25 protein-coding genes are annotated in these 25286 nt (G+C 46.0%); 4 read left to right on the top strand and 21 right to left on the bottom strand.

Annotation, left to right across the window (positions count from 1 at the left end; all coding sequences use genetic code 11):
• Positions 1-79: 79 nt before the first annotated feature.
• The 13 genes from BLT91_RS00880 to fdhA all read right to left on the bottom strand — a co-directional run bounded on the left by BLT91_RS00880 (position 80) and on the right by fdhA (position 14220).
• Complete coding sequence (locus BLT91_RS00880) at positions 80-595, bottom strand: hypothetical protein (RefSeq protein ID WP_090815635.1); 516 nt, start codon at positions 593-595, stop codon at positions 80-82.
• Between the two features lie 45 nt (positions 596-640).
• A complete protein-coding gene (locus BLT91_RS31140) occupies positions 641-781 on the bottom strand; it encodes a hypothetical protein (protein WP_175532030.1) in 141 nt (46 codons plus the stop codon).
• A 229-nt stretch (positions 782-1010) separates the two neighbouring features.
• On the bottom strand, positions 1011-2033 hold the full coding sequence (locus BLT91_RS00875; protein WP_090815633.1) for a Gfo/Idh/MocA family protein: 1023 nt from the start codon (positions 2031-2033) through the stop codon (positions 1011-1013).
• A gap of 108 nt (positions 2034-2141) precedes the next feature.
• Entirely contained in the window at positions 2142-3155 is a 1014-nt protein-coding gene (locus BLT91_RS00870) for a LacI family DNA-binding transcriptional regulator (protein WP_090815632.1), read from the bottom strand.
• A 94-nt stretch (positions 3156-3249) separates the two neighbouring features.
• Positions 3250-4062 (bottom strand): 5-deoxy-glucuronate isomerase, encoded by an 813-nt coding sequence (iolB, locus tag BLT91_RS00865; RefSeq protein ID WP_090815629.1) that lies wholly within the window; start codon positions 4060-4062, stop codon positions 3250-3252.
• Between the two features lie 18 nt (positions 4063-4080).
• Positions 4081-5124, bottom strand: coding sequence for an inositol 2-dehydrogenase (gene iolG, locus BLT91_RS00860; protein WP_090815627.1), 1044 nt, complete (start codon positions 5122-5124; stop codon positions 4081-4083).
• Entirely contained in the window at positions 5121-5999 is an 879-nt protein-coding gene (gene fba / locus BLT91_RS00855) for a class II fructose-1,6-bisphosphate aldolase (protein WP_090815625.1), read from the bottom strand. Before fba ends, iolG begins: the two co-directional genes overlap by 4 nt.
• Positions 6000-6039: 40 nt before the next feature.
• Positions 6040-7485 (bottom strand): CoA-acylating methylmalonate-semialdehyde dehydrogenase, encoded by a 1446-nt coding sequence (locus BLT91_RS00850; protein ID WP_090815623.1) that lies wholly within the window; start codon positions 7483-7485, stop codon positions 6040-6042.
• Between the two features lie 35 nt (positions 7486-7520).
• Complete coding sequence (gene iolC, locus BLT91_RS00845) at positions 7521-8531, bottom strand: 5-dehydro-2-deoxygluconokinase (protein WP_090815621.1); 1011 nt, start codon at positions 8529-8531, stop codon at positions 7521-7523.
• A gap of 7 nt (positions 8532-8538) precedes the next feature.
• The gene (iolE, locus tag BLT91_RS00840; protein ID WP_090815619.1) at positions 8539-9447 is read right to left on the bottom strand and encodes a myo-inosose-2 dehydratase; all 909 of its coding nucleotides are present in this window, start codon (positions 9445-9447) and stop codon (positions 8539-8541) included.
• Between the two features lie 18 nt (positions 9448-9465).
• Positions 9466-11331, bottom strand: coding sequence for a 3D-(3,5/4)-trihydroxycyclohexane-1,2-dione acylhydrolase (decyclizing) (iolD, locus tag BLT91_RS00835; protein WP_090815617.1), 1866 nt, complete (start codon positions 11329-11331; stop codon positions 9466-9468).
• Between the two features lie 423 nt (positions 11332-11754).
• Positions 11755-12636: a TolB family protein gene (locus tag BLT91_RS00830; RefSeq protein WP_090815615.1), complete on the bottom strand. Its 882-nt coding sequence runs from the start codon at positions 12634-12636 to the stop codon at positions 11755-11757.
• A 369-nt stretch (positions 12637-13005) separates the two neighbouring features.
• Complete coding sequence (gene fdhA, locus BLT91_RS00825; protein ID WP_090815613.1) at positions 13006-14220, bottom strand: formaldehyde dehydrogenase, glutathione-independent; 1215 nt, start codon at positions 14218-14220, stop codon at positions 13006-13008.
• 365 nt (positions 14221-14585) lie between these two features.
• Here fdhA and BLT91_RS00820 point away from each other — a divergent pair, with 365 nt between their 5' ends.
• Positions 14586-14819 carry a DoxX family protein gene (locus BLT91_RS00820; RefSeq protein ID WP_090815611.1) on the top strand — a complete coding sequence of 78 codons (234 nt, stop codon included), beginning with the start codon at positions 14586-14588 and terminating at the stop codon, positions 14817-14819.
• Positions 14820-14851: 32 nt separating this feature from the next.
• A complete protein-coding gene (locus BLT91_RS00815) occupies positions 14852-16045 on the top strand; it encodes an MFS transporter (RefSeq protein WP_090815609.1) in 1194 nt (397 codons plus the stop codon).
• Positions 16046-16179: 134 nt separating this feature from the next.
• On the opposite strand, the gene BLT91_RS00810 is transcribed toward BLT91_RS00815, so the two are convergent.
• From BLT91_RS00810 to BLT91_RS00775, 8 genes are all read right to left on the bottom strand, one after another.
• Entirely contained in the window at positions 16180-17163 is a 984-nt protein-coding gene (locus BLT91_RS00810) for a 2-hydroxyacid dehydrogenase (protein ID WP_090815607.1), read from the bottom strand.
• An 18-nt stretch (positions 17164-17181) separates the two neighbouring features.
• Positions 17182-18147, bottom strand: coding sequence for a bile acid:sodium symporter family protein (locus BLT91_RS00805; protein ID WP_090815605.1), 966 nt, complete (start codon positions 18145-18147; stop codon positions 17182-17184).
• A gap of 27 nt (positions 18148-18174) precedes the next feature.
• Positions 18175-18387 carry a hypothetical protein gene (locus BLT91_RS00800; RefSeq protein ID WP_090815603.1) on the bottom strand — a complete coding sequence of 71 codons (213 nt, stop codon included), beginning with the start codon at positions 18385-18387 and terminating at the stop codon, positions 18175-18177.
• A complete protein-coding gene (locus BLT91_RS00795; protein WP_090815601.1) occupies positions 18384-19151 on the bottom strand; it encodes a COG4280 domain-containing protein in 768 nt (255 codons plus the stop codon). Before BLT91_RS00795 ends, BLT91_RS00800 begins: the two co-directional genes overlap by 4 nt.
• Positions 19152-19198: 47 nt before the next feature.
• Positions 19199-19966 carry a sugar phosphate isomerase/epimerase family protein gene (locus tag BLT91_RS00790; protein ID WP_254776739.1) on the bottom strand — a complete coding sequence of 256 codons (768 nt, stop codon included), beginning with the start codon at positions 19964-19966 and terminating at the stop codon, positions 19199-19201.
• On the bottom strand, positions 19963-20988 hold the full coding sequence (locus tag BLT91_RS00785; protein WP_175532029.1) for a LacI family DNA-binding transcriptional regulator: 1026 nt from the start codon (positions 20986-20988) through the stop codon (positions 19963-19965). Before BLT91_RS00785 ends, BLT91_RS00790 begins: the two co-directional genes overlap by 4 nt.
• A 165-nt stretch (positions 20989-21153) precedes the next feature.
• Complete coding sequence (locus BLT91_RS00780) at positions 21154-21837, bottom strand: response regulator (RefSeq protein ID WP_090815595.1); 684 nt, start codon at positions 21835-21837, stop codon at positions 21154-21156.
• Positions 21830-23422: an ATP-binding protein gene (locus BLT91_RS00775; RefSeq protein WP_090815593.1), complete on the bottom strand. Its 1593-nt coding sequence runs from the start codon at positions 23420-23422 to the stop codon at positions 21830-21832. The genes BLT91_RS00780 and BLT91_RS00775 overlap by 8 nt, the downstream gene beginning before the upstream one ends.
• A gap of 178 nt (positions 23423-23600) precedes the next feature.
• Here BLT91_RS00775 and BLT91_RS00770 point away from each other — a divergent pair, with 178 nt between their 5' ends.
• Both BLT91_RS00770 and BLT91_RS00765 read left to right on the top strand, forming a co-directional pair.
• Entirely contained in the window at positions 23601-24452 is an 852-nt protein-coding gene (locus BLT91_RS00770) for an ABC transporter ATP-binding protein (RefSeq protein ID WP_175532028.1), read from the top strand.
• Positions 24424-25278 carry an ABC transporter permease gene (locus BLT91_RS00765; protein ID WP_090815591.1) on the top strand — a complete coding sequence of 285 codons (855 nt, stop codon included), beginning with the start codon at positions 24424-24426 and terminating at the stop codon, positions 25276-25278. Before BLT91_RS00770 ends, BLT91_RS00765 begins: the two co-directional genes overlap by 29 nt.
• Positions 25279-25286: the final 8 nt, after the last annotated feature.

Raw genomic sequence — 25286 nt, 5'->3', positions numbered from 1 at the left:
TCTAATGAAGGGGGACTTGCGATATGGATGAATTTGGATGAAATAACCATACGAAGTAAATACTAACCGTATTAAGGATTCATTGCCAATCGATACCGATATGGGACGAATATTCGTAACCTTTTACCTTTGCTTTTTGATCCCGTTTGGCTCGAAGCATTGCCTTTAAGACAGCTGGACTTAAATGGTGTCCGTCTGCAATAAAGGTCCCCCATAACCGATCTTCGGCTAATTGATTCCAAATATAATTGGGATGCCGTGGTAAAACGGGGTGGGATGCATTCCCAAGATGTGTGGACAATGTCGCCCCTGCAGCTACGGCTTGTTCCAACACATCAAGACTAGCGCATGTATGACCAATACTAACGGCAACACCGGCTTCTTTCAGCATTTTAATAAAGTGGATAGCTCCTTTTCGTTCCGGTGCAAGGGTAACCAAGCGGATTCTATGACCCGAAGCTTCCTGCCACTGGGCAAACTCCTCCCAATCCGGATCCCTTACATAGGCTTTATCATGTGCACCGCGGGGGCCGTCTTCCTCGGAAACATACGGTCCCTCTAAATGGATGCCTATGACTGATTTGTAGACAGACACTAGGATTTACCTCGCAAGCCTTTGCAATCGTTGACATTGCTTGCTTTATCCTATCAAAACTGCCCGTGGAGAAATCCATGGAAGCCCTGCGTCATTGTCAATCGGTTTGACGGATACGATGAATCCATCCGCTAACTCCACTTCTACGGCTTCATTTGTATCAAATCTTTTACCCTGGATATTCATGGTAACCACCACTTTTTTATGATCTATTTGAGCTGTTTAGAACGACTTCACTTTGTCGTTTGGATGACTCGTAGGTGCCAAGTATAATTTCTTCCAATTTTAACAATTCAATATCATCCTCTTTAATAAATGACAGAAACCCTTTCACCGTGAATCTCCAATCTCTGGCCCAAATCAGGTGCAATGACTCCTCATCCAACAATGGCAAATTTCGTTGTAGTTACTTCCTTCATAGCTGCAGCTTCCTCTCATAGATATTTACATAGTTTGCCTGTCCATCAGCCGTAATAGTAGCTTCTGTTGTTTTCATAATGTCTTCTTGTGTCAAAATGGCATCCTGCCCCTGAATACGACGGATGAAATCTTCCGTAATCGAACAAGGAGGATCAATGAGAGGAACAAGCTCAGCCGGCTCCTGATTCGTTAATTGAATCATGATACCATCTTCTTTGACAAAAGGATCGCCTTGCAATCTCAGCTCTGCGAAACCTTCCGTTCCTGTCGCAAAAATCCGGCCATCTCCCCATGTCCAACTTCGGACTGGCGTATGCCAATCCGCATATAACTGGGCTACAATACAATCTTCCATAACAACTTGAAGGTTCGTTGTATTATAAAAGGTTGGATATTCGGGTAACATCGTTTTCCCAATAAATCCTTCTATCTTTTCAATTTCTTTCCCGGTAAACCATCGAAGAAGATCGAAATCGTGAACAAGCAGATCGATCAGGATACCGCCTGATTGCTGTTTTGAAAAAAACCATGCCGGTCGTTTGGATACATCCAAACGGTGAGGCTTTCGCATCCCCATCGATACAATATCTCCTAAAACTCCCTGCTCAATCTGCTTCTTCAATGTATAAATAGCTGGATGAAAGCGTTCTGTAAGCAGCATGCCGATTTGAATTTGCCCTCTTTCAATAACTGCTCTCAAACGTGCAAGTCCTTCCGGACTTGTTACAGCCGGTTTATCCAGCATGACATGTTTACCACGACTCTCGCACAATTCAATGATATCTATTTTTTCATCGTTTATCGATGCACAACCAACGATTTCAATAGAGTCACCTAACAAAATTTCTTTATCTTCTATGATGGGAATCCCAAATTTTTCAGAAAAGCTTCGAGCTAACCCGTGATTTTCATTTTCATAGATTCCTGCGCAAGTGTAACCTAATTCCAGCATTTCGTTAATAAAAATCCCAATGTGTGCATGCTGACAACCAATTATGGAAAACTGACGTGCATTCATTAGATCATTCTTCCCTTCATTAAAAAGTCTTTCGAATATAGAAAGCCGCTATCACGACTCGTCAAATAATAAAAAAGGTCGGCCGATTCAGGCTGACCTTAATGTTTTCTATTTTCTCGCCATCGTCCCAGTCGACTTCCGAACCACAAGTTCCGGCTCAAGGATATGCGTCAGTTTAGCGTCCGATGGATGCGTTAACTGAGCGATCAAGAGATCAACGGCCAACTTGCCCATAGCCTCGATCGGTTGAGCAATCGTCGTCAATGGCGGATCGGTGACCGATGCCAAAATCGTATTGTCGAAGCCGACAATCGACAAATCTTCCGGGACGCGCAGACCTAGCTCCTTGGCGGCTTGCAGCGAACCAATGGCAAGCAAATCATTACAGCAGAAGAGCGCCGTAGGACGGTTCACCTGCTGTAGCAGCTCCATCGTTTGGCGCTTGCCATCGCGGAGAAGATCGAAGCCGCCTGTCTTCACTAAGGCTTCCGGCAGTTCGAGATCAGCACACGTCAATGCTTCGCGAAACCCGCGAATTCGCTCCCGGCTGCTGCTGACCTTCAAATGCTCGGCAAGCACAGCTACCCGGGTATGACCTAGATCAAGCAAATGCTGCGCAGCTAATTTGCCCCCGGCAAAGTCCCCGACATGCACGGTCTGAACATAAGGACTGGACATCTCCCGCGCGATGGAAACAATCGGAATGGACTTATCCGCTAAGGGATTCAGCAGCTCCACATTATCCATCCCTGTTCCGATGATCATACCGTCTACGCTTTTTTGCTGAAGGAGGGTTAAATACCGCTCTACCCGCTCGTCCTCGTTATGCGTACTGCAGATAACGATGCTATAGCCAAGCTTGTGACCTTGATCTTCAACCGCATGCGCAATTTCAGCAAAAAAAGGATTAGAAATATCGGGAACGAGCAGCCCGAGGGTGAATGTTTTTTTGCCGGTTAACGCAGCCGCAATAACACTAGGTCGATAATTAAGACGTTCCATGACGAGGAAAATTTCGTTTCGCCGCTCTTCACTGATTTTCCCTTTACCGTTTATCACCTGCGATACTGCTGCTATGGATACACCCGCCTCACGGGCCACATCATAAATGGTTGCCTTCATTTGTTTCTCCCATCGTTGGTTCTTGCTGGTACGTAAAGTTTTATGTTCTATTATGCTTAGAAGGCATCCAAGTTGCAACCTGCGGGTGCAGCCGCTATTCGCGAGGCTTCGTCATTAACCAGGCATGATCGGGATCGTTATGGAACTTCCAAGTACGAGTAGGACCCGCCATCACATTCAAGTAGTAAACTTCGTAACCTGGAGGCGCGCAAACGGGATGGTAGCCTTTAGGAACTAACACCGTTTGGCCGTCGCGAACAACGAGAGTCTCATCCAAGGATCGGTCGTCCGTATACACCCGCTGAATAGCAAACCCTTGCTCAGGTTGAACGTGGAAATAATACGTCTCTTCTAACAATGATTCATCCGGAAGTGAGTCCCGGTCATGCTTATGCGGCGGATAGCTGGACCAATGCCCTTCTGGTGTAAAAACCTCCACTACAAGCAAGCTGTCAGCTAATTCCTGTTCAGGGAGTATGTTATGAATGCGGCGTTCGATATTTCCGTACCCGCGAGTTTCTACACCAACCTGACTCGGTTCTATCAGCCTTGCCGGGTAATGGCCGAAGCCGGGAGCGGCACATACTGCCAGCTCCACTTCCGTCAACGCACAAATCTCGTAGGAATCGTCGTTAGGCACATAAACTGAATAGGGAGGTATTTTCTCAAACACACTCATCCGCTCACCGATTCCTTGCCAAGCTTTGAGCTTGGTCGATACATCGGCTTTGCCGCTTAGCAGGACCAAGCAGATTTCATTGCTCCCGGTTTCACGGCGAAGAACTTGACCTTTCGCAAGCTTGACGACTTGGAATCCCACATAATCCCAATCGGCAGACTCGGGAGTGACTGTCAAGACAACACCTTCGTGGTCGGGTTGTTTGGCTTTCACGATCAGATCTGACATAATTATGTCCCCTCCTTCTTATAAGGATACCGACTGCTGCGCTAACAGCTCGGTAATTTCGCTGATTTTCACCGGACGCTTCAAACGGCTGGACAGCTTGGCTGCCAAGGCGATTCGTTCAGCTTGAAGTCCATCGAATCCTTCCACAGGCAGCGGATTGCCGTTTACTAAGCAATCAATGAACATTTGAGTCTCTTCCACGTAAGCCGCATTGTAACGTTCTAAGAAGAAGTGAAGAGGTTTGTCGCGTACGATCCCTTCGGCCGTGCTGATCTCCGCTGTATTCGGATGGTCATTTGTCACAGCGACGCTGCCTTTGGATCCGAAAACTTCCACTCGTTGATCGTAACCGTATACCGCTTGACGGCTGTTATCGATGACGCCGAGTGCGCCATTCACGAATCGCAGCGTTACGATCGCCGTATCCACATCGCCATGCTCCGCGAATACCGGATTAATCAGCACGTTCCCCTGAGCATAGACTTCTTCGACTTCACTGTCGGTTACAAAACGTGCCATATCGAAGTCATGAATCATCATATCCATGAAGATGCCACCGGAAACCTTAATGTAGTCGGGATGTGGAGGGTTGGGGTCACGCGATGTGATTTTCACGATATGAGGCTGACCAATCGTACCTCCCTGCACATGCTCACGTACGCGCTTAAAGTTATGATCAAACCGCCGGTTGAAGCCGATTTGCAGTTTAACTCCAGCCTCACGTACAATTTCGAGCGCTTCCTCGGTTTGTGTTATGTCCATGCTAACTGGCTTTTCACAAAAAATATGCTTACCTGCCTTCGCTGCCTGCTTAATTAGCGGCACATGTGTATCGGTTGATGAACAAATAAACACAGCGTCAATATCAGGATTTGCGATTAGTACATTGCTGTCTGTAACGACCTGCTCAATGCCTCTATCAGCTGCCCAAGCTTCAAGCTCCGGTCCAGCGAATAAATCGCTCACGGCTATGATTTCAACCTGCGGCAATCTTAACAAATTGTCGGTATGGATTTTCCCGATGCGCCCCGCGCCAATAATACCAACTCTAATCTTTTTCATTGTGCGTTTCCTCCCGCTTTACCTGAACTGCCAAACAAACGAATTTTCGCCTTCACGGCATCCTTTATCGCATCCCGCGCCGGAATTAAATAATTGCGCGGATCGTAAGCCTCCGGATGTTCGTTAAGATAGCTGCGAATCGCTGCTGTACAAGCCGATTGATTATCTGTATTCACATTGATTTTACAAGTCCCAAGCTGAATCGCTTGCCTGATCTCGCTATCCGGCAGACCGCTGCCCCCATGAAGAACAAGAGGAAGTCCGGTCAACCGCTGAATTTCACCCATCCGCTCGAAACCAAGTTTGGGCTGCCCCCGATAAGGACCATGCACCGAGCCCAGAGCAGGCGCCAAGCAGTCAATACCGGTTTGATACACAAGCTTGACACACTCCTCGGGTACGGCGTACATTCCCTCGGCTTCGTCAACTACCAGATCATCCTCTCGTCCGGTAATCCGTCCGAGCTCTGCTTCTACCGTTGCCCCCAGCACATGCGCAATCTGAGTAACCCGCTTGGTCACCTCGATATTAGCTTCTAACGAGTAGTGTGAAGCGTCGATCATAACCGAGGTAAACCCGGCTTGAAGAGCCCTCACGCACACTTCAAAGGTTGAGCCGTGATCCAAATGGAGCGCAACCGGTACGGTAATGCTGTAATGCTCAATCAATGCTTTGACCATCCCCGTAATGCAAGGAAGGCCTCCCATATAGGGAATATAAGCCTCGCTTACACCGAGAATGACAGGCGCCTCTTCTTCCTGGGCGGCCTGCAGAATCGCTTGGGTAAATTCCAGATTGTTCAAATTAAACTGCCCAACAGCATACTGTCCTTCCAGCGCCTTGTGCAGCATATCTTTCATCGAAACGAGCGTCATGTTTTCCACTCCTTCTCTATATGAAGCAGCCCATTAAGCCTTACCAGCGGGCTGTAACCATTTTCTTACGGGTATAGAACTCAACGCCATCCGTTCCGTTAGCATGGAGATCGCCATAAAACGATTTTTTCCAGCCTGAGAATGGGAAGAACGCCATAGGAGCTGGGACACCTAGGTTAACGCCGAGCATCCCGGCATCGATCGTTTCGCGGAATTGTCGAACGCTGCTGCCGCTATCCGTGAAGATACAAGCACCATTAGCGAAATCGGAACGATTCGCCAGAGCAATAGCTTCCTCTAGGTTTGCTACCCGTACGATGGAGAGCACAGGAGCAAATATTTCATCCTTCCAAATTTTCATGTCACATTTCACGTTGTCGAAAATCGTTGGGCCTACGAAATAGCCTTCACCAGCGGATGCTGTATCTTTACGTCCATCGCGAAGGAGCAGCGCGCCTTCATCTTCACCGGTTTGAATGTACTGAAGTGTCCGATCCTTGTGCGGTCCGCGAATGACGGGTCCAAGGAATATGCCCTCTTCATTACCGTTGCCGATCGTAATTTTGTTTGCTGCTTCAACCAGCTTCTGCACCAGAACATCACCAACTTCACCAACCGCAACCACAACAGAGCACGCCATACAGCGCTCGCCTGCGGACCCGAAGGAAGCATTAATGATTTCTTTGACCGTTAAATCCAAATTTGCATCCGGCATCACGATGGAATGATTTTTAGCACCGGCAAGCGCCTGTACCCGTTTCCCGTGCGCCGATGCCGTTTTGTACACATACTCAGCGACAGGCTGAGAGCCCACGAAGGAGACAGCTTTAATGTCTTTATGTTCCAAAATGCCGTTCACAACGTCATGAGCACCATGAACGATGTTCAGCACACCATCAGGTAAGCCTGCTTCCATAAACAGCTCAGCCAGACGATTAGCAAGCAGCGGCGTACGCTCGGAAGGCTTCAATATGAATGTATTGCCGCAAGCAATCGCAAGCGGGAACATCCAGCAAGGCACCATCATTGGAAAGTTGAATGGCGTAATGCCGCCGACCACGCCAACCGGATAGCGATACATACCTGATTCCAGGCCTGTTGCGATATCCGGAAGCTGTTTACCCATCATCAACGTGGGAGCGCCTGCAGCGAATTCCACACACTCGATGCCGCGAAGCACTTCGCCATAAGCTTCTGTGTAGCTTTTGCCGTTTTCTTTAGTAACTAACCGGGCCAGCTCTTCCCAATGGTCAACTAGGAGCTGCTGATACTTGAAAAGTACGCGCGCACGGCGCGGAACCGGGGTACTGCTCCATGTTTGGAAAGCCGCGTTCGCCGCCTGCACAGCACGGTCCACATCTTCTTTGGTTGAAAACGGAACATAAGCTAAAATCTCTTCCGTTGCCGGATTAAATACAGCCTCAGTTTGGGTGGAAGCAGAGTCGATCCAAGCCCCCCCGATCAAGTTTTTCAAAACTTGTGTCATAGTCGTAATCCCCTTTCGATTGGTTCGTTTATAGGTTAAGATGCCGTAATTTCATTTCGATTGCAGCGTTCAATATAGTCATGCACCTGCTCAGCAGATGGCATTGCATCAGAGCAGCTATGGCTGGAAATAACGATACAAGCGGCTGCGCTGCCGAACTCCATGCTTTTTTCCAGCGTCCAGCCCTGCATCACGCCATAAAGGAAGCCGGCGGCATAAGAATCACCCGCGCCAAACGTTTTGACGACCTTCGCCGGGAAACTCTTTGCCCGATGCCCTTCGTCGTCTTGTGTATAAGCAATGGAGCCTTCCTTCCCATGCTTGATGATGACGATTTTAGCCGAGTAATCAAACCATTTGGCAGCAGTAATCTTATCGTTATGAGAAGCATTGCTTTCGAAGCATTCCATCATATCGAACTCCTCGCGAGTGCCGAGAATGATGTCGCATTTTTCAGCAGCGAGATTGTAATAAACAGCCGTTTCTTCCGGCGAAGACCATGTATAAGGCCGATAATCAAGATCAAAAACGATGATTGCACCATGCTTTTTGGCATAATTCAATGCTTGGAATACCGCTTCCCGAGAAGGACTTTTCGCAAGTGCTGTTCCGGAAATCAAAAGTACCTTGGCCCCTGCGATGAGCTCTTCTTGCACCTCGCCAGGCGTCAGTTTGAGGTCTGCCACGTTGTCTCGGTACATCAGAATGCTGCAGTCGGTAGGGCTTTTAATTTCTGTAAAGGCAAGTCCCGTCACCGCGCCAGTCGTATCCGTCACGACGTTGGTTGTATCGATGTGGTTGCGATGTAAATAATCCGTGATAAAACGGCCCATTTGATCGTTCGCGACTTTTCCGATAAAGGCTGTTTTTAGCCCCAAGCGTGACATTCCGATTGTAATGTTCGCAGGCGATCCGCCGACATATTTGGTAAAGGTCATCGTTTCTTCCATCGGCCGGTTAATTTCGTTCGCATTCAAATCAATGCATAACCGTCCAATTGCTACAAAATCGAGCGGCTTATTCGTAGGAAAGGAAACATATGTCATGGCTTCTCTACCTGCTTTCTTTGGAAATAAGAGTTTGGATAAAATCAAGCGACTTCTTGGCATATTCGTATGCCGGATGTACGGCGGGATCTTGTTCCCCCTCTAGCATTGCCCAGCCGTTATAACCGCGAGCCAGCAATTCCCGGAAAATCGGACCGAAATCCAGACAGCCGTCACCTGGAACGGTGAAGACGCCTTGACGGATGCAGGTAACGAAATCCGCGTTAGCTGCACGGGCTTGATCCAGCACATCCTGACGAATGTCCTTCAAATGAATGTAGGCGATCCGGTCGTAATGATTACGCAGCACGGTAAGCGGGTCTGCTCCGCCATAATAGGCGTGGCCGGTATCAAACAGCAGGTACACCAATTTGGGATCAGTTAGCTCCATCAGACGGTTGATTTCTTCCGGCTGCTCCACAGCCGTTCCGCCGTGATGATGGTAGGTCAGCTTGAGGCCATATTCCTGAGCGATGGCTCCTGCCGCATTCAGTCCCTCAGCCAAGGAGCTCCAAGCTGCCTCATCGAAGCGCAGCACTTCCTTTTCATTCGGTGTGCGCCGCGGGTCAAAATGCAGCGATCCTCCAACCTCGCATGTGCTAATGACAGTACTCCCCATCTCTTTGAGGAACTCTACATGCTTGCGATAAGCCAGCAACTCTTCTTCCCGGTAGGCAGGGTCGGAGAACAACACCGATTTCCATTGCGACACAAGCCCGATGCCGCGCTTTGCAAGTTCTGCCTTCAGAATCACCGGATCGCTTGGATATTTGCGTCCCATTTCCGTACCGGTTAATCCTAAAGCTTGAATTTCGTCAACAATTTGCTCGAACGTGGTATCGGCGCCATGTTCTTTGACGTCCTCGCCCACCCAATTAATCGGATGAATGCCCAATTTGAAAGGCAGCTTTACCATACTTGGATTCCCCTCTCGCTAAATGATTTTTACCGCCTGAATGCGGGCCTTCATATTTTCGTGCGCTGCAACGACCTTGTCGCTAACGGATACTTCAGGCACTCCGACATTCCACCATGACTCATAGCCGTCCGTGTTGGTACCTGGTACAACTGTAATTTCGATTAGTGTCGTCACCGTTTCTTGTTTGGCATGCTGCAAAGCTGCTTTCAGCTCCTCTGCCGTACTAGCTTTGTAGGCCTTAGCCCCAAGGCTGCGGGCATGCGCTGCGAAGTCAATCGAGAGGTACTCACCAGTTAAACGGCCCGAATCCTGCGAGCGGTAGCGGAATTCATTGCCGAAACCATCGCTGCCCTGACTTCTTTGGAGATTATGTATGCATTGAAAACCGTGATTATCAAAAAGCAGTACCGTCATTTTGCGGCCTTCTTGAAGACTGGTGACAAGCTCTGAATGCATCATCAGGTAACTGCCGTCACCTACCATGGCATATACATCGCGCTGCGGCTCAGCAAGCGCCGCTCCGAAAGCCCCGGCTATTTCGTAACCCATACAGGAAAAGCCATACTCCATGTGGTAAGTCTTAGGTTCGACCGGTCGCCAAAGCCGGTGTAAATCCCCAGGCAGGCTTCCAGCAGCACATACGATTACCGAGGAAGGTTCAATCGTTTCATTGATAACGCCTAGCGCCCGGGTTTGCGAAAGTCCAGCATCATGCTGCGCGGCATATAAGCTATCAACCTCTTTATTCCATTGCTGCTTGAGATTAACAATCTCCTCGCTGTCATAGCTGGTTCTATATTCAGCTTGGGCAAGTACTTCCTGTAAAGCGATTAGTCCTTCCCTCGCATCAGCTGTAATCCCTGTCCCGTTTAGCTTCGCTGAATCAAACCCGCTTACGTTGATGTTTACAAATTGCACGTCAGGATGGGTAAATCCCGACTTGGAAGACGTCGTAAAATCAGAATACCGCGTGCCTACGCCGATGATAACATCTGCCTCTTGAGCGAGTCGGTTTGCCGCCAGCGATCCGGTGACGCCAATAGCACCGACCTGCAGCGGATGGTTCCAAGGCAAAGAGCTTTTGCCTGCTTGCGTCTCTGCTACGGGAATGCCGAATGCTTCTGCGAATGCGGCAAGCTCTTTCGTGGCGGATGAATAAAGCACACCTCCGCCAGCGATCAAAAGCGGCCGCTGTTTGCCTTTCAGCAGTTCCACAGCACGTTTCACAGCATCTACAGAGGCTGGACGACGGTCGATATAATGGACTTTCTTCTCAAAGAAAGCTATAGGATAATCATAAGCTTCCGCTTGTACGTCCTGCGGCAGGGCTAATGTAACAGCGCCCGTTGTCGCTGGATCTGTTAATACTCGAATGGCCTGCACAGCAGCCGTCATCAATTGCTCCGGTCTAACAATCCGGTCCCAATACTTGCTCACCGTCTTAAATGCATCGGTAGCCGAGATCGTATAATCTTCAGCGGACTCCAATTGTTGAAGCACCGGGTCTGGTTGTCTGGACGCGAAATTGTCTCCTGGTAGAAGCAGCACCGGAATCCGATTGACTGTCGCAGTAGCTGCGGCTGTTACCATGTTCAATGCTCCTGGACCAATTGAACTGGTGCAAGCATAAATTTGATGCCTATTTCTTTGCTTGGCGAAAGCGATTGCGGAATGAACCATTCCTTGTTCATTCTTTCCTTGGATATAAGTTAGATCACCAGCGCTTCGTTCCAATGCTTCGCCAATCCCTGTTACGTTGCCATGCCCAAAAATGCCGAAAACACCTTCAACAAACTTCTTCTGGGTCCCATCAACTGAAATATATTGACTGTCCAAGAATCGAAGTAATGCCTGTGCCATCGTTAATCGGATTGTGCTCATAGGTATCTCAATCTCCTTTTCTATCCCGAGGGATTAAGCGCTTAATCTTCCATCTTTTAAGCACTTAATCCCCAGATAGGTTAAGCGCTTAATTCGATATTACTACAGGTTTTAATTTGCTACAACTATTTTTTTCTAACGTACTGATCCTAACAATTTTATACAAAAAAAATTTTGATAATCTCTCCGCTAGTGCTTCTTAATCATGTATATTCAAATGAACAAAACGCTGAGGAATGTACTTATTTTTTTCTCTGATTGCCTTGAGCTGCGGATGGGTTGGCCGGCTTGTGGATTTGAAAGTCGGCACGGATGCGAATGGCAGTCTAGGACAACTTATTAATCAGTTTAGGGTTATACAAATAAGAATAAGCAAAGTACAGTAACTACCAGCAGTTGCACCGTTCCGTTACAATCCTTCCTCTAATCCTTCAATTGATAGCTAACAAAGGCTAGCTGCTTGTTATCAGGCGACCAAGAGTTGACGTTAATCGTACCTTGGCCTCCGAACAGTCTAACCAACGTACGAAATTGGCCGCCAACGCTAGACATCAGCCGAATTTCGACGTTCTTGTTCGCGGGATGGTCTCCAGGAGCAACATCATCTTTATTATAAGCAATAAACGCTACGGACTCTCCATCGGGGGACACATGCGGGAACCAGTTGTTGCTTTCATCGAAAGTCATCTGAGTCTGCTCACTCCCATCGGCGTTCATGCGCCACACCTGCATAAGGCCAGTGCGTACCGAATTGAACCAAAGGTACTTTCCGTCTGGCGAGTATTCGGGTCCATCATCTAAACCGGGGAAATCAGTTAACTGCGTTTCAACACCGCCGGTTACGGGGATGGTGTAAATATCATATTGACCGTTCCGCTCTGCGCAATAAGCTAATTTGCTGCCGTCAGGCGACCAGCCGTGCAGATAGCTAGGTGCCATGGAGGTTATGAGGACAGGATTACCTCCCTTAAGGGGAAAAATGTAAATGCGGGACTGGCCATCCTCTTGCGTGTGGTGACTTACCGCTATTTGTGAATTATCAGGCGATAGCACATGGTCGTTGTTACAATGCGTGGCGTATCCGGAGTCAATCATTGTACTTTCAAGCTTAGAGATATCGAAGGAATAAATGCGTCCCAAGCTGTTATAAATGAGTCGATTGCCGTCACGCGTCCAATTCGGCGCCTCAATTAGGTAGTCGAATTTCGCCAAAACTGTGCGTTCGCCAGTTTGTATATCCACAGTTTCAAGGATGCTTATCACGTTGCGACCTTCATTCTTTTGTGGCTCCTTTAAAGTTTTCATTCCTTGTCTCCTCTATCATTTTGACTTCGATCTATCCTTTCCTGATTATTTCGATACTACATTAAAGAAACCTCTTCTTGAGATTTACAGTCATCCAAAAGAGAAGCCTGAGGCGCTGCCTCCGATGCTATTTTTTGCACAAGTGCACGTAGAAAGGAACGTGGATTTGCTATTTGGTCGGAAAATATTCGAATTCAAGATGAGGAGGAATATAGCGGATCGTGGTTCCACTAACTAGAGTCTAAAAAAACAGCCCACAATCACGCAAATGATTGTGGGATGCAAAAGCAGCGTTCCGTATGCTACATTGATTCGGATATCGCTTAGATCCCGCATATCCCTTTGACAGAGGGTGCAGTCGAAAATACACTATTTCACAAGACCATGAGGATCAATAACATACTTTCGAGAAGCGCCACGATCAAACTCTTGATACGCATTAGGTGCTTCAGCAAGTGAGATTTTCGTTGCGTTAACGGCCTTTGCAATTTGCGCCCTGCCGTTGAGAATCGCCATCATTAAGTCGCGGTGATATTTCATAACCGGCGTTTGTCCAGTTACGAACGTATGGGATTTCGCCCAGCCAAGTCCGAAACGGATTTTCAGTGTACCGATTTTGGAATCCTCATCCACAGCACCGGGATCGCTGGTGACATATAGTCCCGGAATACCCAAGCTTCCACCAGCGCGAGTTACTTCCATTATGGAGTTAAGTACGGTAGCCGGCGCTTCGCCGTGTTCCTTCCCATGACCGTGGGCTTCGAAGCCTACACAGTCAATGGCGCAATCTACTTCCGGTGAGCCCAAAATTTGATCGATTTGCTCGACCAAATTACTATTCTCACGCAGATTCACTGTTTCGCAACCAAAGCTCCTCGCTTGAGCTAAACGCTCCGCATTCAAGTCGCCTACAATTACAACGGCTGCGCCTAACAATTGAGCGGAGTGCGCTGCTGCCAGACCCACAGGACCTGCACCGGCAACATATACAGTCGAACCCGGACGAACGCCTGCGCTAACTGCGCCATGATAACCCGTAGGGAAAATATCGGAGAGCATCGTTAAATCGAGAATTTTCTCCATCGCTTGCGCTTTATCTGGGAATTTCAGCAGCTGAAAGTCAGCGTAAGGAACCATCACGTATTCGGATTGTCCGCCTACCCAGCCCCCCATATCTACATAGCCGTAAGCCGAACCGGGACGATCCGGATTCACATTCAGACATACGTTTGTATGGCGCTCCTTACAGTTGCGGCAGCGTCCACATGCGATATTGAACGGAACGGAAACCAGGTCTCCTTTTTTGATAAACTCCACATCTCGACCGACTTCAATGACCTCACCCGTAATTTCATGTCCTAATATCAGACCTGATGGCGCCGTTGTTCTTCCTCTAACCATGTGCTGATCACTGCCGCAAATATTAGTCGTTACGACTTTCAGAATAACACCATGTTCACATTTGCGCCCTACGTTTAACGGGTTAACGCCTGGACCATCGCGCAAAATAAGATCTGGATAATCCGTATCTCGAATTTCTACGCTTCCTGGTTTGTTATATACGACCGCTCTGTTTCCTGCCATTTTCTTATTCCTCCCAAATTGATTTATGAAAGAACTGGTAGTGCTTACCGAATCAGGAAGCGCTTCCAAATATCCTCCGCCTAATATAATAATATTCATTGCTTGTCTGCATTATAATGGCTGGCATCAAATTTTGAATGTCCTAAGCATAACGGCCGATTTGATTATATGACGGGACAAGTCTTCACAAGTCGAATCCAGAAGAATGAACCCATTAGTTATTTCTTTTAAAAAAAAGGGATATCAATAAAAATCCGTATTCCCTTTTAAATGTCATTGTTAGTTATCCCAGTATATGTTATATGCTATAATTCTATCATGTGCGATTAAATAGAATCGTTAATGAAAGAATAGGAGATCAAGCAATGAAAAAAGAAAAAATAAAGACGATCGCATACTGGGTAACCACGATTTTCGGCCCGGCGAGTTTCGTCATCGGAGGTTTCCTCTTCGCTACCCATGGGGAGCAACAAGTGGCGGAAATGAACCACCTCGGTTACCCACTCTACTTCATCACGATTCTGGGTATCTGGAAGTTTCTGGGCGCCATCGTTACCGTGATATCACGCCCTAGCCGCTCCTTTTTTCAGAACATTTAAGCTCAGTCATCGAGCAACAGGGGGTAAAGCGCATGGAATTTTCCTGGAAGCGTAATCTGATTACGTTATGGATCGGTGTATTTTTCTGTGGAATGGCATATACCATATCGATTCCTTTTTTACCGATATTTCTTCATACGGAGCTAGGTATTGATAAAGGGTTGGAAGCATGGTCTGGCATTACTTTTGGCATCACCTTTTTAGCCAGCGCTTTAATTGCACCCTTCTGGGGATCGCTCGCGGATAAGTATGGCCGCAAACCGATGCTCATTCGTTCGGGGTTCAGTTTGAGCGTACTTTATTTCGCGACCTTTTTCGTTCACGATCCTTATCTTTTCTTAGGCGTGCGGATTCTTCAGGGACTGCTTGCCGGCTTTGTTCCTGCCTCTATTGCCTTGGTTGCCACGAATACGCCGGAAAAAGAAGTTGGGTATGCTCTGGGTGTAATGTCAACGGCAGGTGCTGCCGGAAGTGTAATAGGGCCGCTGGTAGGCGGATTCGTCAGCCACTGGGTGGGCAACCGAGAATCCTTTCTGGTTTCGGGCTGTGTCGTATTGATCGCAGCCTTTATCGGACTGTTCGGGGCCAAAGAAACAAATTTCAATCGCTCGGCCGCCCGGTCGAGTGTGATGGATGATTTGAAGTCGGCTGCGCATAACAGGCCTTTTATGATCATTCTAGGTGTCACCATGCTGGTGGCGACATCGGTCATGATCATTGAACCGCTGCTCACCATCTATGTACTGCAAATGGGAGGCAGTAAAAGCTCTGCCTCACTGAGTTCGGGCATCATTTTCTCAGCAGTAGGCGTCGCAACCGTGATTGCAGCACCGAAATGGGGCAAAATCGGACAAAAAATCAGCTACTCCCAAACTCTTTTTATCGGTCTTCTGGGCGGAGGCATAGGTAATCTGCTGCAATTAGGAACCCATCATTTGCTCGGTTTTGGTATTTTGAGGTTTAGCTACGGGTTATTTTTTGCAGCTGTCTATCCTGCGCTGAATGCTTTAATCGTGAAGTTTACCGATTCCAGTTTTAGAGGCAGAGCATTCAGCTTAAATCAGTCCGCTACTCAATTAGGTACCATGAGCGGGCCGATTATCGGCGGCTTTTTGGGTGGCTGGATCGGAATTCCTTTGGTTTTTGCCATCAATGGCTTGGCTCTCATCGGTGTGGCCTTTTTCTACAAATTCCGCGGACCCAAAGTGGCTGTTTCATCGGAGTAAAGTGCATCTAATAAGAAAGACCGTTTATCGCCATTTCCAAGGCAATAAACGGTCTTTTCTTGCATTGTAATTACGTAATTGCGTAATAACGCTTTATAAAAAGTAGTTGAATTACCTTATATTTCATGTATTTATTAAAGAGAAATTGGTTTCAACTCCGGTACAATATTTCGTGGAGAATCGCCCGTAACACCTGCAACTACGTTATGAGCAGCCATCATGGCCATGTCAAAACGGGTTTTTGCGGTAGCCGAGCCGATGTGCGGTAAGGTCACCACATTCGACATAGCAAGCAAAGGATTATTGGGGTCAACCGGCTCTTGCTCAAATACATCTAAAGCAGCCGCTTGAATAAGCCCCTCCTTGAGCGCTTTTATTAATGCTTTCTCATCCACCAATTGACCACGTGAAGCATTAATAAAAATAGCCGTTGGTTTCATCATTTGGAATTGCTCTTTGCCAATCAGTTGATGTGTATATGCAGTCAACGGCGCCATCACTACGACAAAGTCTGACTCACGAAGCAACTGCTCCTGGGTCCGATATTGTGCTCCATATTTCTCCTCCGCTTCCGGTTTGCGGTTTCGATTTGCATACAAGATATTCATATCGAACCCGAATTTCGCTCGTTTGGCAACGGCCTCACCAATCCGCCCCATTCCGATAATTCCAAGCGTGGCGTGATGTACATCGGTACCGAACAGCTCCTCATCTCCCTTGAGCTGATCCCATTTTCCTTGTTTGACCATGCTGTCCAGCTCCGCTGTGCGGCGCGCAGCTGCAAGCATCAAGGCGAGTACGAGGTCGGCTACAGTATCGTCGAGCACATCAGGCGTATGAGTACCGATCACACCGTATTTCTTCATGGCATCCGTATCGAAATTGTTATAACCAACCGAAACGTTACTGACTATCTTAAGCCTAGAAGCGTGCTTCAGCAGCTCTTCATCAATAGTCAAACCGGATTGGAGCAGTCCATCTACATCTGACAGCAACTGCTTCAACTGCTCAAGACTATGTGTCTCACTGGAGGCCTGAATGATCTCACAGTGATCTGATATGTACTGTTCCACTTCTTGCGGTAATTTTTTGAGAACAAGTACTCTTGGTTTATTCATAAACTCATATCCACCTTTCTAATTGTCTAAAACGGGCTTTAATTTGATTGGAGCAGATTCTTTGCACAGCAGCTGTCCAAAGATTGAAGCCAGCAATTGCTGAAACAGCATACCAATAATAACAGGTATCGCGACTGGCGGTGGAAAATAGGATATCGCCAGCACAGCACCCGCACTATTATTTCTCATGCCGCAATTGAACACCATGGTTACCATGATGTTTCTGTCCCATTTGAACCATTTGCTCATCAGCCATCCCAACACATAACCGAATGAAACGATCAAAACAATAACGAACGCAGTCAAAACCAATCTGCCATCTATTCTAGTAAAGTAGGGTGCAACTACCGCGCTGTTAATGGCAATAACCACGGCAAGTCCTATTTTGGAAAAGGGAGCTATGCGGGGACCGACAGTTTCTTTAACCTTTCCGGCTGTCAATTGGTTTAACAGCATACCCAGCAAGGAAGGAAGAACAACCATGAGGAGAAGCCCCTGCATCATCCCGAAAATATCCATTTTCACTTGTGCGCCTACCAAGATATGCATGGTAAAAGGCACGAGAAAAGGTGATAGAAGCGTATCTATCAAAATGACCGACAAGGTGAGCGCGATATTGCCGTTATAGATGGATACCCACATAAAACTAACAATGCCTGTAGGGACCACCAACAAAAGAATCATCCCTGTAATGAGATAAGCATCTCCAGGAAACAATAAATGGCCTATGGCCCAAGCCATTGCTGGCATGAGAACATGCAGTGCAACCATAGAAATGAAAATCGGAAACGGCTGGGTCAATGCTCTTTTTAAATCTCTGAAATTCAAACTTAAGCTTCCTGAAAACGTCATAAATCCGAAGATCCACGGAACTAAATAACTAAATGGCTTTAACCATACCGTTAGTATAATTCCTAAAATAACACTTGTCGGTGTAATCAGGGGCATCCATTTTTCCAAGTTTCTGTTCATTTTCTGCAGCATCGGAGTCTCTCTTCTCTGAAGGTAGGATTATTTGTTCTTTGATTGAAGTTTTAAAAAAAGTTGATGTTCAATGGAAATAAAAAGTGCCAACAGTAAACCCGCCCACAAACATATCGTTCCGATGAATGGGTATCCCATTTTTGAAACTAAGGCAGAGGCTGCTAAACTAATAACAAGGGTTATGGCTAACCGGGCATCATCTACAAATAGACCCCAAATGATGTTCAGCACTTTTTTCATACTTCAAACCCCCTACTATTGCTTTTCTTAAGCTCTCTACCCTGTAATTGATTCTTAATACGCTTTACCATGACATATGAAAATACGAATAACGTTAAAGCGATATATAAAATGGAAGCATCTTCCTGAGGCCAAATGACACCGAATCCCTCACCCGTCCAAAATGCTCCGAAACTGGTTAACATCACACCTACGATATATTTCATCGTATTCTCAGGCACCTTGGATAACGGTTTACGCACAATAAAGCCAGCTGCAATAACGACTACTGTAGCTAAAATAGCGCCTAATACGGTAAATGTCATCGCATGAAGGCTAAGGCCGAATGTAATAACGATAAAAATAGCTTCAAGTCCCTCAAGCATTGTAATTCCAAAGGTCGTCATAAATGCAAATCGGTCAAACCCTTGTTTGACAACTCCAGCATTTTGCATACGATTTAATTCTTCCTTAAAGGCTTTTTCCTCATCGTGAATGGCCTTTAATCCGCTATAACGCAGGATGGCTTTACGCAGCCAACGAATCCCAAACAAAAGTGAGCATAAACCGACGATAATTTGAACCCAGCTGATTTGGATAATTTGAGCTAGCGGTGCACCAATCAGACATACAAGCAACCCCAGAACGATGGATGCGGTGACTGCTCCCCCTATGGCATGTTTCCAGCCCCGAACCATCCCGACTGCTAAAATGACGGTCATTGCCTCAACAAACTCCACCGCAGTACCTATAAAACCGATGAAGATCGCATATAACCCTTCCATGCTCCATCACTCCTTTTTAGTGATCTATCACCGAAATATGGAACAACCTATGCCTCAGCGCCAAGTTTGATCAAATTATTGAAGCTTATCGTCAAGCTCTCGAAGGGATCTCGACCATAACAATCGTCTTGCTCAACGGCGGCCCATTCTACATCAATATGATGGCAAGCCTCCAATATGCGAGAATAATTCATGTTCCCTTCACCAATTTCGGCGAATCGCCGTTCTCGGTTACTCGTTATCGCAAAATCCTTCAAATGAACAACTTTCATTCTGCCTTTAACCTTGTTGATCCATTCGATCGGATCCGCCCCACCGGCTTGCACCCAAAATAGATCCATTAAAAGATGGAAGTCGTCGGAGTCTGTCTCCTCCATGAGGATATCCATACCCATTTTCCCATCAAATTTGGCAAACTCAAATTCGTGATTATGGTATACAAATTGGAGTCCTGCTTGTTTTAATTTCCTTCCAATTTCCGAGGCTTCTTTGGCAAAAGTCAAATAACCTTCTTTGCTGCTGCGGTATTCCGGTGGCATAGCCCCTAAACCAACATATTTGCAATCCCAGATTTCATGTTTTTTTATGACATCATCCAGCTTGTGAATCAAGTCTGTATATGGGACGTGTGTGGCACAAATGGTCAGCTGCTCGCGTTCCGTAATTTCTTTTAATTCCGCATCACCGATAGGTCCTATTCCGGAAACTTGAATGGCCTTATAACCAATTTGCTTGATTTTTCTCATGCTGATGGAAATATCCTCAGGAGTTTTCAAAAAATCTCTAATCGTATAAAGCTGCGCTGCAATTCTCATTTCATCCCTCCGCATGATTCTCTGATTACCAGTGAAGGCTCGATTTCGATCCTCACCGGTTTACTTAATGAAATCTTTTTTTTAGAAGAAATTAAACGAACCAAAAGATCGACAGCATGTGTAGTCAGCTTATCCACTTGGTAGGCAACTGTCGTTAATGCAACCTCGGCATAGCGAGCAGCTTCCAAATCATCGAAGCCAACAATGGCAACATCTTCTGGGACTCGCAATCCTTGCTCACGGCACCAACGAAGCGCGCCGAGCGCTAAATAATCGCTTGATGCGATAATAGCTGACACAGGCCCTCTCTTAAATAATACGGATGCCCCGTGGTAGCCTTGTTCATAACCGAGATTTTGAACAGGAATGACGAATTCTTGCTTGAACTCCACGTTATTCTCCTCTAACGCTTTCGTATATCCTTTGAATTTCTCAGTATTGAGCGCACCGCCATACATAAAAGCAATATGACGATGCCCTAGTTTCGCTAGGTGCTTTGTTAGCTTATATGCACCAACTTGTTGATTCATATAAACAGAATCGCAGCTTAGTTCAAATTCTCCTCCGGATAAAAGAACAATTGGACAATTAGCGTCTCTAATCGACTTCATTTTCTCCTGGTTTTCTTTATTGGTTGGAAACAGGAATATGCCATCGACCTGACGGGACAACAAAATATCCAAGGCTTGAGCTTCATAATTTTTATCACTGTCTGTCGTCATTAGCATCATATTATAACCATTAGCTAATAATTTTCTTTCTATGTGTTGAGCAGCTTCCATATGTATGGTATTTGTAATCTTCGGTAATACAAAGCCAATGATGTTCGTTTTCTTTTGAACAAGAGAACGAGCAATCGAATTCGGAATATAGTTAAGTTTCTTTGCCACCTGTTGAACTTTGAACCTGGTTTCTTCATGAATACGGTTACTATCTTTTAATGCCAATGATACCGTATTAATGGACAATCCTAGTTCCTTTGCGATATCTTCTTGCGTAACACGACTTCTCACTTTACTCACCTCTGTGTACTCTGGCAGGCACTGCATCAGCTGCTGTATTAACGTTAATATGATGATTTCATGTACATATTAACGTTAATATGTAGGGCTGTCAAACAAAATAATTCCACTTTGTTCCAGTAAAAAAAGCGGCCGATTGATTCAATGGCCACTTTTCTATTCGTCTTATGCTTTCATCCGATATAGCCTTTGAGGACGACCGATTGTACCATATTGGAGAAGTTCTTCGACGATATGTTCTTCAACTAGGTAGGTCATATAATTGCGTACGGTGGAACGGCTAACGCCAGCTCGTTGGGCAATCTGGTCCACGTTTTGAAATTCACTGCTCTCCAGCAAATATTGTTTAATTCGTTCCAAGGTTCGAATGTCGATACCTTTTTGAAAGGGATTGGTCGTTGCGTCTGGTGCGCGCAGTTTCTTCAAGTTGTCCAACGACTCTTGATTCCATTGATCGGAGGACGATAACCGCGTTTTAAATTGCGCATATTTAATAAGTGTGCTCTGGAGATGATCCAGATCAAAGGGTTTAAACAAATAGTCGAAAATGCCTAGTCGAAATCCTTCTTCGACAATTTCACGCTCTTTGGCAGCCGTAATAAGAATGATGTCACAAGGCAGATTGCGGCTGCGAATCGTCCGCACAAGATCAATTCCCGAGTGATCCGGCAAATACACATCAAGAAGAAGCAGATCAGGACTGAGTTCCGTAACCTGAGAAAGAGCTTGTTCATAATTGCAAGCCGTACCCACAAGTTCATATCCGGTTTGCGAAGCTATAAATTTACCATGCATTTTGGCGATCATAAAATCGTCATCGACGACGATTACACGATATGAGCTACCCACTCGATACTCCTCCTTTCTTAGGTAAAGTGGCTTTCAAAATCGAGCCCGATGACGAGCTGACGATAGATAAGTCGCCTCCCGCTTTCGAAATTAAACGGGTAAGCAAAGCAAGACCGAATCCTCGCCCGCTTCCTTTTGTTGAAACCCCGTCTTTAAAAACATCTTCACCCAGCTTTGGATCAATTCCGGGACCGGTATCTTGGATAGAAACGGTTAGATGCTCTATTTCGTCTTGGATACTTACAATAATTTCATTCGAATTTGCCCTTAAATGGCTTTCTGCTATGGCCTCAAGTGAATTTTCAATGGCATTTCCTAGAAGTGTAATCACAATATCTCGATGTGGACAAGGATCCGGAAGTACGGATTTGGAGTCAACAATCAGCTGGATGCCCAGTTCCTTGGCGCGATGCATCTTACCAATCAGAACGCCTATAACAGCAGGATCATGTATTTGGGATAAGAAAGAGCTCAATAGATTTTGCTGTTCCTCATTAATCTGTTCGATTAATTCATTGACCATTTCATATTCTTTCATTTTGATCAATCCGGAAATCAGATGAAGCTGATTCATAAATTCATGCCTCTGGCTTCGCAGCGAATCCACATACTTTCCGATATCAGCAAGCCGTTCATCAATCTGGTCTAGGTGTAATTTATCACGAAATGTGGCCACTGCGCCAATGATTTTTCCTTTTGAAAGTACGGGCAGACGATTAGTAATCACTAGCGTATTTCCAAGGATCATGGGTTCATCCCTGTGAACGACTCCTCCTTCAAGCACTTCCAATAAGCGGGATGTTGGAAGTATGGAACTAATATCCCTTCCATTCATTTGCAAGTTCTCCATGTCTAATATCTTCTTGGCTTCTAGGTTGCAGGTCGTAATTTTGCCGTCACTGTTAATGGCGATTATTCCTTCTCGAATAGAATTCAAAATAGCCGCTTGCTCCTGTGTAATAAACGCTATTTCATTGGGTTCCATATTAAAAATCTGCTTTTTGATATGTCCGGAAAGCAAATAAGCGCCGAAGAGGCCAACAAGCAGGGCGACAACTCCGGTAATAGCAATTTTCAATAGTATGTTGTAAATGTCTTTCCAAATATTTTCAACAAGAAAACCAACGGATACAAGTCCAATCTGACGGTGACTTTCATCGAATATAGGTGTTTTTGCACGGATCGTAAGTCCGAGACTTCCTCCAGATGTGGATTGAATCTCTTCACCATGCAGTACTTTTTGATCAATGGCTGCATCCTCTCCGTCTAAAGGCTCTCCTATTTTATTGGGATTAGGATGGCTGAATCGGATTAAATTCATATTGGCGACGACGATAAATTCGGCTTTTGTTTTGCTTCGTAACTCTTCCGCAAGGGGCTGAATGAGCGATGATGGATTTGGCTGATGAAGAGCTTGAACGACTTCGGGCAGTCCAGCAATTGTTTGTGCCAGGAACAGGGCTTGATCACCTGTTTCTTTAAACTTCCTGTCAATTGTAATGTAGGAAATCGCGGACAAAACTAATAACAAAACAAACAAAATATTCAATAAAACTAAAATGTTGATTTTCGATCTTAAGGTCATGGGCTTCCTCGTTTGCACCTGGCGCACCTCGATTTCTATCCGTTGGTTTTATTGTGAAAACTAATTTTATTGCGCATAATGAACTTTTTGCCACAATGTATACGCTTACTTGTAGATCAACTATACTCAACATTGTAAACGTTATCAAATAATAAGCAAGCGTCAGGAGGCAGCAAGAATGAACCTAGAGACGGTACCCGTTCGTTATGAAGCAAAAGTAATTGCAAAGCCAATGATACAATTGCAAGGGGTTACAAAAGAATTTCTGAAACCGTCCGGCGAAGTTCACACCGTCCTTCGAGATATCAATTTGACGGTAGGAAAGGGCGAATTTGTTGCGATTGTTGGACCAACTGGTTGCGGGAAATCAACGACCTTAAGTCTCATTGCCGGATTCGAATCGCCAACCAAGGGCAGTATCCGAATTCAAGATCAAGTGCTCCAAGGCATTAATAAAATTGCCGCTTGCGTGTTTCAAACTGAAAACGCATTCCCATGGAAAACGGTCATTGACAATGTGTCCCTGGGTTTACGTTTAAGAGGAACAGATAAAGGTGAAGCCTACGAAGAAGCAAGGAGATGGATTGAGATCGTAGGGCTCAAAGGATTTGAAGGGTATTATCCCCATCAACTTTCCGGCGGGATGAGAAAGCGCGTGGCTTTGGCTCAAACCCTGATTGTACAGCCGCAGATTCTGCTAATGGACGAATCTTTCTCAGCACTTGATGTCCACACGCGTCATCTCATGGAGAACGAGCTTCTGAAGATTTGGGAGGAAACGTCCGCCTCTGTCTTTTTCATCACACATGACTTAGAAGAGGCTATTGCCCTTAGTGACCGGGTTGTTGTGCTTAGTGCAGGGCCTGCTGCGACGATCAAAGGTGACTACAAAATCGATTTACCGCGACCGCGAAACGTTGCTGAGATTCGTTTTGATTCGGCTTTCATGAAACTGCACGAACAAATTTGGAATGATTTACGTGATGAGGTGATGATTAGCTATGCACACAATATCAGCAATAAGCAGTAACTCTCAGGAAGAAGTTAATGCAAGAAAAAGGGATCTTCGCAAACATGCTTTTAAAATCAGAATCCGTAATCTGACGCTGCAAATTCTTCTGGCTATCGTCATTTTTGGCTCTTGGGAATTTCTAGCCGATCAACAAATCATTGATAAGTTTTTTTTCTCAAGTCCGTCTGCAATTTTCTTGCACATTGTTAACTGGTTTACCGAGGGAACAAGCCAAGGCCCCTTGTACATCCATTTTATCGTAACATTTGAGGAAACCATTCTCTCCTTTATTATTGGTGTGACCTTGGGTGTTTTTGGCGGATACATTCTAGGAAGAAATGAACTGCTTTCTGTCGTCCTTGGCCCTTATATCCAAATGTTGAATGCGCTTCCGCGTGTTGTCCTCGCTCCGATCTTTATTTTGTGGCTTGGACTGGGAATGCCTTCTAAAATCGCACTAGGGGTGACATTGACCTTCTTCATCGTCTTCTTCAACGCTTTCCAAGGAGTTCGAGAGGTGGATAAAAATCTGGTTAACAATGCTAGACTGCTTGGCGCCAATAACAGGCAGCTTGCCCGACATGTGATTGTTCCTTCGGCATTAACCTGGATTCTCTCCAGCTTGCATTCGAGTTTCGGTTTTGCGCTTGTAGGCGCTGTTGTCGGAGAATTCATCGGATCTACCAAAGGACTTGGGTTCTTAATTTCCCAGGCACAGGGGGCTTTTGACACAGCTGGTGTTTTTGCGGGAATGGTGCTGCTTTCGATAACGGCACTAGCTGCGAACTGGGCAGTTCATAAGCTAGAAAAAAGGTTTATTGCGTGGCGCTATGTTCGCCAGTAATAATATAA

It is taken from the genome of Paenibacillus sp. yr247 (genome assembly GCF_900103825.1).
Lineage (GTDB): Bacteria > Bacillota > Bacilli > Paenibacillales > NBRC-103111 > Paenibacillus_E.
The sequence above is the reverse complement of the archived record's forward strand: the minus strand, read 5'-3'. Positions and strand labels throughout refer to the sequence as shown.

Excerpts from the sequence above, each read along its gene's own strand:
- BLT91_RS31140 (WP_175532030.1), bottom strand. The coding sequence starts at position 781 with ATGAATATCCAGGGTAAAAGATTTGATACAAATGAAGCCGTAGAAGTG.
- BLT91_RS00875 (WP_090815633.1), bottom strand. The coding sequence starts at position 2,033 with ATGAATGCACGTCAGTTTTCCATAATTGGTTGTCAGCATGCACACATT.
- BLT91_RS00870 (WP_090815632.1), bottom strand. The coding sequence starts at position 3,155 with ATGAAGGCAACCATTTATGATGTGGCCCGTGAGGCGGGTGTATCCATA.
- iolB (WP_090815629.1), bottom strand. The coding sequence starts at position 4,062 with ATGTCAGATCTGATCGTGAAAGCCAAACAACCCGACCACGAAGGTGTT.
- iolG (WP_090815627.1), bottom strand. The coding sequence starts at position 5,124 with ATGAAAAAGATTAGAGTTGGTATTATTGGCGCGGGGCGCATCGGGAAA.
- fba (WP_090815625.1), bottom strand. The coding sequence starts at position 5,999 with ATGACGCTCGTTTCGATGAAAGATATGCTGCACAAGGCGCTGGAAGGA.
- BLT91_RS00850 (WP_090815623.1), bottom strand. The coding sequence starts at position 7,485 with ATGACACAAGTTTTGAAAAACTTGATCGGGGGGGCTTGGATCGACTCT.
- iolC (WP_090815621.1), bottom strand. The coding sequence starts at position 8,531 with ATGACATATGTTTCCTTTCCTACGAATAAGCCGCTCGATTTTGTAGCA.
- iolE (WP_090815619.1), bottom strand. The coding sequence starts at position 9,447 with ATGGTAAAGCTGCCTTTCAAATTGGGCATTCATCCGATTAATTGGGTG.
- iolD (WP_090815617.1), bottom strand. The coding sequence starts at position 11,331 with ATGAGCACAATCCGATTAACGATGGCACAGGCATTACTTCGATTCTTG.
- BLT91_RS00830 (WP_090815615.1), bottom strand. The coding sequence starts at position 12,636 with ATGAAAACTTTAAAGGAGCCACAAAAGAATGAAGGTCGCAACGTGATA.
- fdhA (WP_090815613.1), bottom strand. The coding sequence starts at position 14,220 with ATGGCAGGAAACAGAGCGGTCGTATATAACAAACCAGGAAGCGTAGAA.
- BLT91_RS00820 (WP_090815611.1), top strand. The coding sequence starts at position 14,586 with ATGAAAAAAGAAAAAATAAAGACGATCGCATACTGGGTAACCACGATT.
- BLT91_RS00815 (WP_090815609.1), top strand. The coding sequence starts at position 14,852 with ATGGAATTTTCCTGGAAGCGTAATCTGATTACGTTATGGATCGGTGTA.
- BLT91_RS00810 (WP_090815607.1), bottom strand. The coding sequence starts at position 17,163 with ATGAATAAACCAAGAGTACTTGTTCTCAAAAAATTACCGCAAGAAGTG.
- BLT91_RS00805 (WP_090815605.1), bottom strand. The coding sequence starts at position 18,147 with ATGCTGCAGAAAATGAACAGAAACTTGGAAAAATGGATGCCCCTGATT.
- BLT91_RS00800 (WP_090815603.1), bottom strand. The coding sequence starts at position 18,387 with ATGAAAAAAGTGCTGAACATCATTTGGGGTCTATTTGTAGATGATGCC.
- BLT91_RS00795 (WP_090815601.1), bottom strand. The coding sequence starts at position 19,151 with ATGGAAGGGTTATATGCGATCTTCATCGGTTTTATAGGTACTGCGGTG.
- BLT91_RS00790 (WP_254776739.1), bottom strand. The coding sequence starts at position 19,966 with ATGAGAATTGCAGCGCAGCTTTATACGATTAGAGATTTTTTGAAAACT.
- BLT91_RS00775 (WP_090815593.1), bottom strand. The coding sequence starts at position 23,422 with ATGACCTTAAGATCGAAAATCAACATTTTAGTTTTATTGAATATTTTG.
- BLT91_RS00770 (WP_175532028.1), top strand. The coding sequence starts at position 23,601 with ATGAACCTAGAGACGGTACCCGTTCGTTATGAAGCAAAAGTAATTGCA.
- BLT91_RS00765 (WP_090815591.1), top strand. The coding sequence starts at position 24,424 with ATGCACACAATATCAGCAATAAGCAGTAACTCTCAGGAAGAAGTTAAT.